The following is a 14,084-nucleotide window of genomic DNA, read 5'->3' on the forward strand; positions in this document are numbered from 1 at the left end:
AATTCAGTGAATGCAGTGCAACAATACGCGCCAACATTACAAAAAGTTTTATTGTTTGGACTGTTTTTTGTCCTTCTCTTTTTAAGTTTCAATGTACTCAAATATTTCATTGTGCCTGTACTTTGGGCCGCCATTATTGCCTACATGACGTGGCCATGGTACCAGTGGATTTATCGAAAATGTGGTTCGCGTGCAACCTTAAGCGCAACACTGATGATTAGCCTGATCATTCTGTTGATTGGTATTCCATTAACCTTTGGTATTTTCATGTTGCAACATGAAGGTCGAAGTTTATATTACGAATTACAGAAGCAAGTTTTTTCTGGTCACTTAAATGTTCCAGATTTTATTCGACAATTGCCATTTATTGGTAAAGAAATTACCCGCACTTTACATGACATCAATACCGATCCAAATAGTATTGTACAAACGGTATCTATCTGGATTCAAAGCCATTTAAATTATGGTCGTTTCGTATTAAATGAAATTGGAAAAAACATTATCAAGCTTTGTTTTGCCGTAATGTCCTTGTTCTTTTTCTATCGCGATGGTCAAACCATTTTAAATCAAGTCAGTAAAGCCTTGGAAATGGTGATTGGTCCACGGATTCATCATTATTTAGATACTATTTCTGAAACGACCCGTGCTGTGGTTTATGGTGTTGGGCTAACCGCAGTTGCACAAGCCGTCTTGGCAGGATTAAGTTATTTAGTTGCAGGCGTACCGAATCCCATGGTACTGACCATCGTGACTTTTCTGCTAGCGCTCATTCCTTTTGGTACGCCGCTGGCCTACGGTTCAGTTGCCTTGTGGCTATTTTCTCAAGGACAAACGGTGGAAGCGATTGGCGTTATGGCTTGGGGCGTCTGTATTGTCAGCACTTCAGACAACGTGATTCGTCCTTTGGTGATTTCTGGCGCTACACAAATTCCGTTCTTACTGATTATGTTTGGTGTATTAGGCGGTATAGCCAGTTTTGGTCTGGTCGGTTTATTTATTGGTCCTGTTATTTTGGCGGTGTTGTTGGCTATTTGGCGTGAATGGTTACATGAAACCAATGAATTTGGCCCACTCATGTTGCCTAAAACCACCATGGCTTATGATCTAGAAAGCGATGAGAAAAATTTAGATCCAGATGAAAATAAATAAAGTGTGTTAAGAAACTAATACATTCAACTACTTAATTTATATTGAATTGCATTACTCACTTTGTTTGAATGGTGAAAATCATATGATAAAGAAAAAGGATGCAATTTAATGTGGTCTTCATTCCTTAAGCTCAGCACCGTATGCGCAACCGCTAGTATTACTATGGTGGGATGTGCCAATTTGGCGATGTCATCCTCATCTCCAGAAAAGGTCTCCGTACACACAGTTTCAGCGACAGGTGTTGGAGCAGAAATTGGTACCATTCAATTCAAAGACAGTCCTGCAGGACTCGTCATTCATACCGATTTATCTAAACTACCGCCTGGCCCACATGGTTTTCACATTCATGAAAAAGGCTCATGCGAACCTGCGGAAAAAGATGGAAAAATGGGGGCAGCGTTGGCAGCGGGTGGTCATTTTAACCCGAACCAATCACCACACCATGGAACGCCTTTACAAGGTCATTTAGGTGATTTACCCGTATTGAATGTCGATGCTCAAGGAAATGCCAAGCAAAATTTAGTTGCACCACGCTTGAAAGTAGCTGATATTCAGGGTCTAGCAGTGATGGTACATGCGGGTGGCGATAACTATGCCGATCAACCGAAACCTTTAGGTGGTGGTGGTGAGCGCATTGCTTGTGGTGTAATTTAATGGTTTGATTAAATTGTTGGATGAAATAATCTTGATTGTGGGTAACATCAAACTTATCCACAATTCAATTAAAACAGCAGGCTCCAGACCTGCTGTTTTATTGTGAAATGGACGGAGTATTCATTGACATCTCTGCTAAATATGCTCAGTCTATATTTAAAAATATTCTTCATTTAGAAAAAACTGTGAATCATCTAAAAGACCTGTTTCAAGGCTTTAAATCAAATTCTATTCTTATTTATTGTTTACAAATTTTTATTGTTTTTACAGGGACAACTTTAGGCTTATTGTTTTTAGGTCATGAAAATTTAATTGTACCCGTGACCTTAGGTACAATTGCTGCGGCTTTGACTGACTTTGATGACCGCTTAAGTATTCGTCTGCGCAATTTGATTTACGTCTGTATTCTGTTTTTTAGCGTCAGCAGTATTCTTGAATTCCTCCTTCCATATAAATTACTGTTTATCCTCTATTTGTCATTCTCTAGTGGCTTTTTTATTTTAATGGGCGCATTGGGGCAGCGTTATGCGACTATTTCTTTTGGCACCATTTTATTGTCTATTTATACACTGTTTGGTTTAGGTGAATACCATCACTGGTATCAACAACCTAGCTATTTTGTTTTAGGCGCTATTTGGTATGGTTTCAGTTCTATTCTTTTTTACCTGCTGAAGCCGACTCAAGCATTACAAGATAAATTAGCAGCTAATTTTGAGACACTGGCTGCCTTTCTCTTTGCCAAAGCTCGGCTATTTGATCCTGATAATACCGATAATATAGAATCTTTACTTTATGAACTCTCGCTACAAAATAGCCAAGTTGTCCATAGTCTAAATATCACCAAAGCCTCATTACTCACTCGCTTAAAAGCATCACGGGCCAATAAAAATACCATTTATTGGCTGAACCTGTATTTTTTGGCACAAGACATTCATGAACAGGCCACCTCTAATTATTTACATTACGAAGCTATTCATCAAAATTTTAGCCGTACCGACCTGATTTTTCGTATTCAAAAAAATGTTCGACTGCATGCCAGTTCCTGCCAGACTTTGGCCCAAAATATTCTGCAGCATCAACCTTATCAATCCAATCCAGATACTGATATTGCAATTGCTCATTTCGAACATTCGATTCAATTATGGATGGAAGAAAACCCACACAATTTAGAAATTAAAAACCTACTGCTGATTTTACGAAACTTAAAAAATATTCAGGAACAATTACTTCATTTAAGTGATGCGCAAAGTAATTATCGACAAAATTATATGCAGCACCCAGACAACATCAATTTACTCGATGATGATATTCATGACTTGGCCGATTTATGGCTTAAGTTGAAACAACATTTGACGCCAAAATCAGCATTATTTCGTCATGCTGTTCGGATCGCTTCTGTCTTTGCAGTGGGCTATGCCTTTTCATTGCTTCCTTTTGCCCAGCATGGCTACTGGATTTTACTGACCAGTTTATTTGTCTGCCAAATCAGTTATTTCGCGACTAAAACGCGTTTAAAACTTCGTACTTTAGGTACGGTATTGGGGGTGATTTTAGGTATCCCAATTTTATATTTTGTTCCCAGTATTGAAGGGAAATTATTTCTAACGATTATTTTTGGGGTCGCCTTTTTCTATTTACGTTCGCAAAAATATGCCATGGCGACGTTGATGGCAACCTTAATGGTGTTATTGATTTTCAATTTAAAAGGTGCAGGCTATGCCATTCTTTTACCCCGTTTAATTGATACTCTTTTGGGCTGTTTTATTGCTTGGTGTGCAGTCAGTTTTATTTGGCCAGATTGGGATTTTCGGAATATTTCAGACACCATCAAAAAAAGTAATCAAGCCACATTAGATTATTTTGATGCTGTGGTAAAACAATATCAGCGAGGTAAAAATAACAGTATTGATTATCGCAGAGCACGGCGTTCGGCACATAATGCACAAGTTGAACTGTCGAGCATGATTTCGAGTTTAAGTACTGAACCGAATCCGAATCAGCAATTGATCCATTCAGCCTTTCGCTATTTGGTCTATAGCCATAGTCAACTTAGCTATGTATCAGCTTTAGGCAGTCATCGTGAATACGTTCAAGATATTCAAGTGCTTGATTTAATGCTGTGGTGTAAAAATGCATTATTTACACTCCTGTTACAGCAAAAATCTTTAGAACCACAGGATATTCAGCAGAAATTACATGAGATTAAACTCATCAGCGAACAAGATCACTTATCTGATCATTTATTATTAATCTTAAAACAGATCAGTCTTTTGTTAGAAACTTTACCTGAATTAATGAATTTAAAAACAGCTTTATTGGCTCAGGACATTAAATAATGTGGCACTTTTTAGTTCGTCCACTCTTTTTTCTTCGCTTCTGAAGAGCAGTATTTCCTTTCCCTACCACTAGATCGATAGGTGTGGGAAAGGAGAATCTATTCATCATTCGCAGAGAGCGATTTAAAAGAAAAATCTATACAGTCTAAAATTGTCCTTGTTCAACACGCTCAGCTAGAATTTTTTTCAGCATGGCACGTGGAAAACTAAACCATAACGCAATTAAAATAAAACAGGCAAAAGTATAGGCCCATAAATGGTAATGTTCATAGAGCACACGGACCAATTCAATAATGATGAAAAAGCTAAACATCATCAGCATAGATACCGCAGCCGCCACCGTTCCCTTAGACACTTCCGATGACATCAGAGCAAAGCGATACAACACTGAAAAACTGATGCCTTCGCCAAAACTAATCAATGTCATGCCGATAATTAAGCACCAAAGCAGATAATCCTGCCAAATCATGCCAAGCATTAATAGACAGGTGCCGAAGAACATGATGGGCAAACCCATTAAAATTGATTTCCCTAAAGCCAGTTTATCAATAATTTTAAGCAGCACGATATTTCCCAAGATCAAGCCACCCAATACTGGAAACTGTGCTAAGCCATATTGCATACTGCTAAAACCGAGTTCTTCCACCAATATCACGGGTGAAAGCGCAATCCAGAGCATCAAGGGCATGGCGACCATAGGCAAAGCTACAGTCATCGCTAAAAAGCGTTTATTTTGATAGACCTGCTTAAAATCATCCCAAATATAAGCAAAAGGTTTTTTCGGAATACTCACGTTTGTTTCTGGCATTTTGGCTTTTAAACCAAACCAACTTAAAAATGCCAATAACGCAATTCCAATAAAACCCCAATGCCATGACACATGGTCAATCATAAATGCACCCAGTACTGGCCCAAGCAAAGGTGCAAGCAATGACACGTTTGCCATCAATGCCATCACTTTAATGGCATCGCGTTCCTCAAAGGTTTCTTGAATGGCGGCATAACCCACAGCAGAAATCACGCTTAAGCCGATGCCTTGTAAAAAGCGCAAGGCTAAAAAGCTTTCAATATTGTGCGTCAGTAAAATTAGTAAGCAACATAGGACAAAGAACAAAACGCCTGCCAATAATACTTTTTTTCGTCCTAAACGGTCAGACAATGGCCCAAGTAACCATGCCACACATGCCCCACCCAGCAAATAAAATGACATAGAAGAAGGTGCCCAAGAACTGCTCACACCGAAGTCTTGAGTAATAGCAAGCATGGCGGGTTGGACTAAGTCGTTACCGATATAGACGGAAAATTCAAACAGGACCAATGCCAATGGAAACATGAGCGTGGCACGGCTTAAGGTGGTGGTTCTAACTTTTTGCATTATTTTCTACATATCATTTTAAGCTGGTCAGGCAAGGCACTATTTTCAGGGAGATAAGCGTCAGCCCAATGACAAGCATTGAGTTTTTAAATTAAATTTTAGAAATGGATTGAGTAATAACGAACTTAAAACACCGTTTTCACAAGGTGTATCAAAAAATAATTTAGCATGAGAATGATATAGCCAGTCAATTCACTGGATGAATAAACTATATTTTAACAGACTTATAAAATGGCTTGTACCAATTTAATGTTAGGATTTGGCTGACATGGAAGTAGTTGATTCACATTTTTTTCTGTCAAATTCCACTGATGAATTATTCAGAACTTTAAATAGGGTCATTTTATTCAAAAATGCAATGAACATTAAGAATAAAATTTCCCCACCAACCAATGCCAGTCAATTAAGCAATCAACTGGCATTTTTTCAATTTAATCCACTCTTTAATATACATAAAATCTTTTGCTATTTTTATAGCAATAAATGTAGTTCCATTCAAAAAAGATATGCAACAACTTAGATGATCAGCATTACACTGATAAATCATTATGGATATAACTAACTGATTTTACTTTCAAGCAAAAATCAAATGTTGATTATGGACACAGTGCAGTTTGAAAAGCCTTATTTTTACCACGTGCACATTGGTAACTTTTCTGGGTATTTTGCAACGCCCAATCCTGTTTAATGCTTTTAAAGCTATATACAGTTCGAATTGCACGTACAGAATCATCCATTAATCCTGTTTGTGTCACAATCACTTGTGCAGCCGTTGGCGATTCAACGCGATTAAATACCTGTCGAATATCAATATTAGATGATGATTTTTTCAAATCAGGATGCACTTTAAATACTTGTTGCAATGGTGTATCAGATGACCCTAGATTGACTTTTTTGATTAATTTTTCTGTACTTGCACAACCTGACAACAAGCCTAAACTGAGTAGAGTGGCTGACATTAAACGTAACATAAATAAATCTCCAGCCTATAAAAATCTGAGAATAAAAAAAGGCATTACATTTATGATGCAATGCCTTGTTTGTTTACACTATAGATACTCTGTAGTGCTAATGTGCCTTCAATTTATAAATCGAATAATTTACCCGGATTCATAATTCCATTGGGATCGAATACTTTTTTTAAGGCTTTCATGTATTCAATTTCTTGTGCAGTACGTGAATATTCAAGATACGGCTTTTTGGTCATACCGACACCATGTTCAGCAGAAATTGAACCATCATATTTTTTAACGGTTTCAAACACATATTTATTTACCACCTGACATTTAGCAAAGAATTCATCTTTACTTAAGTCGGCAGGTTTCAAGATATTTAAGTGTAAGTTACCATCACCAATATGACCAAACCAGCAAATTTCAAAATCAGGATAATTCGCTTCGACAATAGCATCAATTTCTTTAATAAATGCAGGAACATGCGTAATTAGTACTGAAATGTCATTTTTATAAGGTGTAAAAGGTGCAATAGATTCTGAAATATCTTCACGTAAACGCCACAAGTTATGCACTTGATCAAGATTTTGGCTCATAACACCATCATGTACCCAACCTTGTTCCATGCAATGCTCAAAAATTTCCATCGCAGCGTCCATAATTGGCTCATACGGCGCTTCAAACTCGAGCAATACATAAAAAGGACATGGTGTTTCAAATGGACGCTGTACATGACCATGGTCCAACACTTTCTGCATGGCCAATTCACCAAAGAATTCAAATGCAGTTAAATCAATTTTGTTTTGGAATGCATGTAATACAGGCATGATCGAATCAAAATCAGGAATACCGAGCACCATCACTTGCAGATCATGTGGTTGACGTTCTAGTTTAATTTCTGCTTCTGTGACTAAACCTAAAGTACCTTCGCCACCAATAAACAAATGCTGTAACGCATAACCCGTGGCATTTTTAACCATGCCCTTATTCAAACGCAGCACATCACCTTTACCCGTGACCACGGTTAAACCCAACACCCAATTACGTGTCATACCATATTTAATAACTTTAATCCCGCCTGCATTGGTACCAATATTGCCGCCAATTTGCGAAGACCCTGATGATGCAAAATCAACGGGATAGTACATGCCTTGGTCAGTCGCATAATTTTGCAATTGTTCCGTCACAACGCCCGCTTGCACACGTACCATTCGGTCAGCAGGAAAAAACGCCAAAATCTGGTTCATTTTATCCATACTGATCACAATTTCACCATGGGCTGCAACCGCACCGGCAGATAAACCTGTACGACCACCTGAAGGTGTAATTGCAACATCAAATTGATTGGCAAGTTTTACAATTTCTTGCACTTGTTCTGTACTGGACGGAAAAACGATGACTGACGGGTTAGGATCAAAATGCTTGGTATGATCACGCCCCCAATTTTCGAGGCTATCGCCATCAGTTTTAATACGGTTTTCACCAACAATTACTGTCAATTGGTTGAGTAACTCAGGTGTTAAAGCGACTGGAGCATTCATCGTTTGCAGACCTAGCAAGAAGTAAACAAGTGGTTTTCGGACGATTGTACTGTCTTTATCAAGACTTTTTAAAAAAGATTGGCAAAATGTCCAAGTTAGAACGATGTACGGAAAACCCAAAATTTAGTGTTTTAAGTTTGACCGCTACATGATGTTTTATTTTACATGTAAGCGGCTGCGGGATAAAGCTTGGTTTAGAGATAGCATCACCACAAAGTGTATATAAGACCTGCCTTGTTGAATCAGGAAAGTTATTAAATTTCATCCTATTTTTAGTTATCCAACAATTCATCTTCAAAAATATAGCATTAGGTCTCTTCTACATCTGTCGACTTCGTAAAAATAAATAAATTGATGAAAGTTTATAAATAATTCCATTGTTGTAAATTTAATCGAAATATCTATATTCCAATGCTCTATGCTATGATACTGCAACTAAATTTGGCCTTTGTAGCGGAGCCGTAATGAGCCAACATCTTTCACTTCCAAAAGATAAAATTCGTTTCTTGTTGTTAGAAGGCGTTCACCAAAACGCGATCGACATCTTAAATGCTGCTGGATATACCAACATCGATTCCCGTAAAACTGCGCTTGAAGGTGAAGCGTTGCAAGAAGCGGTCAAAGATGCCCACTTTATCGGTATTCGTTCGCGCACCCAGTTGACTGAAGAAGTCTTTGCAGCAGCGAACAAGCTGATTGCTGTTGGCTGTTTCTGTATTGGGACCAACCAAGTAAACTTGAATGCTGCCATGATTCGCGGTATTCCTGTTTTTAATGCACCCTATTCAAATACACGTTCAGTGGCTGAACTTGTGCTTGCTGAAGCGATTCTTTTACTTCGCGGTGTGCCTGCGAAATCTGCTTCTACGCATCGTGGTGGTTGGAACAAATCTGCTGTCGGTTCGTTTGAAACACGTGGTAAAACTTTAGGAATTGTCGGTTACGGCTCAATTGGTTCACAACTTTCAGTTCTTGCTGAAAGCTTGGGCATGCATGTGATTTATTATGATGCTGTCACTAAGCTTCCAATGGGTAATGCACGCCAAGTCGGTACTATGGCTGAATTGTTGGCAAATGCTGACGTAGTTTCTCTACACGTACCTGACCTGCCATCTACCCGCAACTTCTTTGGCAAAGACCAATTTGCCCAAATGAAAGAAGGTTCAATTTTCATTAATGCTGCACGTGGTACATGCGTCTTGATTGAAGATTTAGCAGATGCGATTAAATCGGGCCATATTGCAGGCGCTGCGGTTGACGTATTCCCGAAAGAACCGAAAGCCAATGGTGAAGAATTTGTATCTCCACTACGCGGTTTAGATAACGTGATTTTAACACCACACGTTGGCGGTTCAACAATGGAAGCACAAGCCAATATTGGTTCAGAAGTGGCAGAGAAATTTGTCGCCTATTCTGATAAAGGCATGACTTTATCTGCAGTGAACTTCCCTGAAATTGCATTACCGTTGACTGAAGGTAAACATCGTTTACTTCATATTCATAAAAATATTCCAGGTGTATTGTCTAAAATCAATAACCTGTTTGCTGAGCATGGTATCAACATTTCGGGTCAATCTTTGATGACCAAAGGCGATGTAGGTTACTTGGTCATGGATGTTGATGCGACCACATCTAAAGAAGCCTTAGATACACTGCAAGAGGTTGAAGGTACAATTCGAGTTCGTGTATTGTTCTAATTGAACTGAGCATATCAAACCACAGCTTTAGAGCTGTGGTTTTTTTATTTTTATCGTTTTATGGCTGATCTGCCACGCTTCGCGTCATCAATCTAATTTAGTTTAATGTGTACATGTCCTCTTTTAAAAATACGCCTTATGTTCAAGCATTGGTTTTATTAATCATTGCGATGATTAGTGTGCAAAGTAGTGGTTCACTGGCCAAAATTTTATTTCATGATTTCCCTATTTTGACTGTTGCAGCCATGCGTCTTTTGTTCGGTGCGCTCATTTTGGCACTGATTTTTAAAATCTGGCAAATCAATTTTAGACAGGTGAAATGGCAAGCCATTATCAGCTATGGCTTTGCTTTAGCAGGAATGAATGCGCTGTTTTACTTATCAATTGATCGACTACCGCTGGGTATAGCAGTATCTTTTGAGTTTGTTGGTCCACTCAGCGTAGCATTATATTATGCACGGCAAAAATTTGATTTTGTATGGGTTGGATTGGCGATTCTAGGGCTCATTTTATTGTTTCCTTTTGATCAAGTATCGGAAGATTTAGACCTCATTGGAATTGGTTTTGCACTTGGTGCTGGCGCATGCTGGGCGATTTATATTGTTGCAGGACAAAAACCTTCAGGTATTTCAGGCAATCATACGGTCTGTTTGGGAATGTTTATTGGTATGTTGTGTTTAATGCCAGTCGCCTTATTTTCAGGTTTTTCAATTGCAGTATTTGAGCAGTCCAATTTCATTTATTTTATTGCTTTGGCAGTACTGGCCAGTGCGTTGCCATTTACTTTAGAAATGATTGCATTACGTCATTTAACAGCACTCAGTTTCGGCACACTGATGAGTGTAGAACCTGCTATTGCAGCACTTTCTGGTTTTATATTTTTAGGTGAGCAGTTGTTATGGAATCAATGGCTTGCACTTGCGACAATTATTTGTGCCTCTATCGGCTGCACCTACACCACACAACAAGCCAAGAACAAAAGCGATAAAAAATGACTGCAGGATTTTATCAAAAAAGCGATAAGCCTGCTCATCACAGAGAATACTCATTTTACCTTTAAACTGAATCTCATCAATTGAATGATATTGCTATACTAAGCCCCCCTCCATCTCATCGATGATCTGACTTAATCATCCTGTGTGTATCATGCCGAATACTCAAATGACTGCTGTTTTGTTCATGGTTTTATCCATGGTGGCCTATCAAATCAGTGCCTCATTTGCTAAACAGCTATTTGAAGCACTTGACCCACTTACCGTCGTGACCTTACGCCTGTGCTTTGCTTCTATTCTCATCATCTTGATGTTCCGTTCATGGAAAATCATTCGACGCCTGCCCTATTTAAAATGGAAAGATTTATTATTTTATAGCGGTTCCGTGTGTTTAATGAATGTATTGTTCTATGCATCATTAGGCAAATTGCCTCAAGGGATTGCGGTCGGTTTAGAGTTTTTAGGGCCACTGACTCTCGCTTTACTTTCGATCAAACAGAAAAGTGATTATCTTTGGGTGAGTCTAGCGATTTTAGGTGTCGCATTGATGGTACCTTGGCAACAAGCATCAGCGGAGAATTTTTCTTATTTGGGTGCCGCCTTTGCATTAGGCGCAGGTATTTGCTGGGCCATTTATATTTATTTTGGACAGCGCGTTGTGCGACAAAATATTGGTATGCATGCATTGAGTATTGCGATTGTCTTGTCAGCTCTGGTGATGCTTCCGATCAGTGTCATACACAATCCCACTGCACTCATTCAAACTCAATACTGGCCGCAAGCCTTAGGGATTGCCTTGCTTGCAACAGCCATTCCTTATGCTTTAGATCTCATGGCACTTAAGCAATTAAGTAAACTCAGTTATGGCACCCTTTCCAGCTTATCCCCATCCTTAGGTGCTTTAGCAGGTTGGTTATTATTAAAAGAGCAAATGACCTTTTTACAAATGATTGCCTTGCTGTGCATTATGTTAGCATCAGTCGGGGTCACCTATAGGGCCAAAAAAACACAATGACCCGAAGTATAAGCAGTTACAGAGATATAAAAAAAGAGGGTATTTAAACCCTCTTTTTATATCCAGCTTAGATTTAAACCAGACTGTCTTTATCGGCTTTTTTATACTTTTTATATTCAGCCAAATATTGTTTGGCCAAACTTTGTTTTTGCTCATCTTCTAAAATTTTACCTGCCTGCTGAAAAAAACCATGTTCTTCTTCTTTTAAGTGATGATGAACTTTATCTGATAGTTTTTTCGCAATAGCAAGCCATCCTGGATTGCTAAATTCAGTTTCAGTCAATTGTTCAAGCAACTCATCTATTTCATGATGTTCAGATAAAGCATGACGGGTAATATTTAAACCAGAATCGGTCATCATTAAAGGAATATACAAATAACGATCTTCCCCTACGGCATGGGCAAATAGTTCATTTTTGAGTAGCTCAAACGTCTCCCGACGTTCTTCGGTATTCCCCGATGTTTGTATTAATTTTTCAGAAAGCGCTCTTTGTATTTCATGACTTTGACGTAAAGCTTCAAATATATTCATTGTTTTATTGACCTCTGGCGATGGGCTATATGATCGTGATAAACATTTTTTATAAAGAATGGGCAACGCCCCTGTGAATTCTTATTTTTATGCAGAGACGCACAATAATACAGTTAAGTTTTGTGAATTTTTGATTAACCTGAGAAAAATACTTGATAACTTAAACGGAAAATTAAAATCACCACCAAAATAAGGAATAGAATTCGAATAAAACCACTGCCGTATTTTAAGGCCATTTTTACGCCCATCACTGAGCCAAGCACATTCGCCACAGCCATCATTAGACCTAAACCAAACAGTACATGCCCTGTTGGAATGAAAAAACTCAATGCAGCAAAATTGGTCATAAAATTGCCAATTTTAGACAAAGCAGAAGCATGTAAAAAATCGACTTTTAAAAAGCGAATAAAATAAAAAATAAAGAAACTGCCTGTTCCCGGACCAAAAATACCATCATAAAAACCAATGACCAATCCACCTATGCCGGCCAAGACCAAAGTTTTAGTGGTTAAGCTTTGTTGAAAGTGTACTTGGCCAAATTGCTTTTTCATAAACGTATAAATCGCAATCACAATCAGCATGACCAAAACAAAAGGTTTCAGCACGGATTGTGGAATGAGCGTCACACATGCTGCACCCGCAAAGGAGCTGATAAAAGCGGCGACGCCAATCACAGCAAGTAACTTCCATGAAAGTTTAACTTGACGTAAATATGAAAATGCAGCAGAAGCCGTTCCACAAATTGAAGCCAATTTATTGGTGCCAAACAAAGTTGCTGTGGCCATATTTGGAAAGGCATTCATTAATGCAGGAATCTGAATAAGGCCGCCCCCGCCCACTGCTGCATCAATTGCACCCGCACAAAATGCAAAAAAAACGAGGCTTAGGATAAGTTCAATATCCATATGATTTTATACCTAATTAAAAAGAAGAATTAGAGGTTTAAAACTCGTTTAGGCACTAAACGCTTTTTGTCGGTAATTTCTGCTAAACCCAAGCATTTTTCTTCATCAAAAACCAACACCTGTTCTAAAGCGTCATGTTCGATATTACTTTCCATACCTTGACTAAAATAGTCGGCACGCCCTTCTGGAACCTGAATTTTGGGAAAATGTGCCACAGGTGCAAATACAGGTAACAGCAATGCATCTCGCTCGAGCTCGGTTAAGCTTTCGAGATATTCAATGGTATAGGTCGGAATCAAATCAAAATGACCAGTTTTAATCCGGTGTAAATAAGTCAAATGTCCAAAAGTTCCTAAGCCTTTAGCAATATCTTCACCCAAAACACGAATATAAGTTCCTTTTGAACAAGTGATATCTAAAGTTAAGCTATTTTCGGTGAAAGAAATTAATTCAATCGCTTTTATGTTAATCGGACGTGCTTCACGTTCAATTTCAATACCTTTGCGTGCCAACTCATATAAAGGTCGGCCATCTTTTTTTAGCGCAGAATACATCGGAGGTATTTGCTGAGTTTCACCCTGAAAAATAGCCAAGACCTGTTGGATTTTTTCTTCATTGAGCATCGGCACGTCTTGCGTCAATAACACGTCACCTTCGACATCACCAGTGGTAGTGCTATGTCCTAAATGTATAGTGGTGTGATAACGTTTGGTCGACTCTAATAAATAATGAGAAAATTTAGTCGCCTCTCCCAAACAAATGGGAAGTAAACCTGAAGCAAGTGGATCTAATGCACCCGTATGTCCAGCTTTCTTTGCACGATATAGGTGACGTACTTTTTGTAAGGCTGCATTTGAACTGAAACCTAAAGGCTTGTTGAGCAAAAAAACACCACTAATGAGGCGGCGTTCAATTTTGGGTGAGGTCTTTTTCAT

General features: G+C 38.6%; 12 protein-coding genes. 6 read left to right on the top strand and 6 right to left on the bottom strand.

What is annotated here, in order from left to right:
* Nucleotides 1-15: 15 nt before the first annotated feature.
* The 3 genes from GA0116959_RS04230 (at nt 16) to yccS (ending at nt 4,139) form a co-directional block, all read left to right on the top strand.
* Nucleotides 16-1,149: an AI-2E family transporter gene (locus GA0116959_RS04230; RefSeq protein WP_171256861.1), complete on the top strand. Its 1,134-nt coding sequence runs from the start codon at nt 16-18 to the stop codon at nt 1,147-1,149.
* A gap of 162 nt (nt 1,150-1,311) precedes the next feature.
* Nucleotides 1,312-1,803, top strand: coding sequence for a superoxide dismutase [Cu-Zn] SodC (gene sodC / locus GA0116959_RS04235; RefSeq protein WP_425304197.1), 492 nt, complete (start codon nt 1,312-1,314; stop codon nt 1,801-1,803).
* A 185-nt stretch (nt 1,804-1,988) separates the two neighbouring features.
* On the top strand, nt 1,989-4,139 hold the full coding sequence (gene yccS / locus GA0116959_RS04240; RefSeq protein WP_092718852.1) for a YccS family putative transporter: 2,151 nt from the start codon (nt 1,989-1,991) through the stop codon (nt 4,137-4,139).
* A 145-nt stretch (nt 4,140-4,284) separates the two neighbouring features.
* Here yccS and craA read toward each other — a convergent pair whose 3' ends face one another.
* The 3 genes from craA to GA0116959_RS04255 form a co-directional block, all read right to left on the bottom strand.
* On the bottom strand, nt 4,285-5,514 hold the full coding sequence (gene craA, locus GA0116959_RS04245) for a chloramphenicol efflux MFS transporter CraA (protein WP_092718674.1): 1,230 nt from the start codon (nt 5,512-5,514) through the stop codon (nt 4,285-4,287).
* Nucleotides 5,515-6,110: 596 nt separating this feature from the next.
* Entirely contained in the window at nt 6,111-6,485 is a 375-nt protein-coding gene (locus GA0116959_RS04250) for a hypothetical protein (RefSeq protein ID WP_092718677.1), read from the bottom strand.
* Between the two features lie 113 nt (nt 6,486-6,598).
* On the bottom strand, nt 6,599-8,008 hold the full coding sequence (locus GA0116959_RS04255; protein ID WP_092718679.1) for an FAD-binding oxidoreductase: 1,410 nt from the start codon (nt 8,006-8,008) through the stop codon (nt 6,599-6,601).
* 464 nt (nt 8,009-8,472) lie between these two features.
* On the opposite strand from GA0116959_RS04255, the gene serA reads away from it, so the two are divergent.
* The 3 genes from serA (at nt 8,473) to GA0116959_RS04270 (ending at nt 11,712) form a co-directional block, all read left to right on the top strand.
* Complete coding sequence (gene serA / locus GA0116959_RS04260; RefSeq protein WP_092718682.1) at nt 8,473-9,705, top strand: phosphoglycerate dehydrogenase; 1,233 nt, start codon at nt 8,473-8,475, stop codon at nt 9,703-9,705.
* 113 nt (nt 9,706-9,818) lie between these two features.
* The gene (locus GA0116959_RS04265) at nt 9,819-10,700 is read left to right on the top strand and encodes an EamA family transporter (RefSeq protein WP_092718684.1); all 882 of its coding nucleotides are present in this window, start codon (nt 9,819-9,821) and stop codon (nt 10,698-10,700) included.
* A gap of 151 nt (nt 10,701-10,851) precedes the next feature.
* Nucleotides 10,852-11,712, top strand: a complete 861-nt coding sequence (locus GA0116959_RS04270; RefSeq protein ID WP_092718687.1) for an EamA family transporter — start codon at nt 10,852-10,854, stop codon at nt 11,710-11,712.
* A gap of 73 nt (nt 11,713-11,785) precedes the next feature.
* Here GA0116959_RS04270 and GA0116959_RS04275 read toward each other — a convergent pair whose 3' ends face one another.
* From GA0116959_RS04275 to truB, 3 genes are all read right to left on the bottom strand, one after another.
* Nucleotides 11,786-12,244, bottom strand: a complete 459-nt coding sequence (locus GA0116959_RS04275; protein WP_053579454.1) for a hemerythrin domain-containing protein — start codon at nt 12,242-12,244, stop codon at nt 11,786-11,788.
* Between the two features lie 134 nt (nt 12,245-12,378).
* Entirely contained in the window at nt 12,379-13,149 is a 771-nt protein-coding gene (locus tag GA0116959_RS04280) for a sulfite exporter TauE/SafE family protein (RefSeq protein ID WP_053579453.1), read from the bottom strand.
* Between the two features lie 29 nt (nt 13,150-13,178).
* Entirely contained in the window at nt 13,179-14,084 is a 906-nt protein-coding gene (gene truB / locus GA0116959_RS04285) for a tRNA pseudouridine(55) synthase TruB (protein ID WP_092718690.1), read from the bottom strand.

It is taken from the genome of Acinetobacter albensis, from assembly GCF_900095025.1.
Classification (GTDB): domain Bacteria; phylum Pseudomonadota; class Gammaproteobacteria; order Pseudomonadales; family Moraxellaceae; genus Acinetobacter; species Acinetobacter albensis.

Coding starts and splice junctions, on each gene's coding strand:
- serA (WP_092718682.1), top strand. CDS start 8,473: ATGAGCCAACATCTTTCACTTCCAAAAGATAAAATTCGTTTCTTGTTG.
- GA0116959_RS04270 (WP_092718687.1), top strand. CDS start 10,852: ATGCCGAATACTCAAATGACTGCTGTTTTGTTCATGGTTTTATCCATG.
- GA0116959_RS04275 (WP_053579454.1), bottom strand. CDS start 12,244: ATGAATATATTTGAAGCTTTACGTCAAAGTCATGAAATACAAAGAGCG.
- craA (WP_092718674.1), bottom strand. CDS start 5,514: ATGCAAAAAGTTAGAACCACCACCTTAAGCCGTGCCACGCTCATGTTT.
- GA0116959_RS04265 (WP_092718684.1), top strand. CDS start 9,819: ATGTCCTCTTTTAAAAATACGCCTTATGTTCAAGCATTGGTTTTATTA.
- GA0116959_RS04280 (WP_053579453.1), bottom strand. CDS start 13,149: ATGGATATTGAACTTATCCTAAGCCTCGTTTTTTTTGCATTTTGTGCG.
- truB (WP_092718690.1), bottom strand. CDS start 14,084: ATGAAAAAGACCTCACCCAAAATTGAACGCCGCCTCATTAGTGGTGTT.
- GA0116959_RS04255 (WP_092718679.1), bottom strand. CDS start 8,008: ATGAATGCTCCAGTCGCTTTAACACCTGAGTTACTCAACCAATTGACA.
- sodC (WP_425304197.1), top strand. CDS start 1,312: ATGGTGGGATGTGCCAATTTGGCGATGTCATCCTCATCTCCAGAAAAG.
- GA0116959_RS04250 (WP_092718677.1), bottom strand. CDS start 6,485: ATGTTACGTTTAATGTCAGCCACTCTACTCAGTTTAGGCTTGTTGTCA.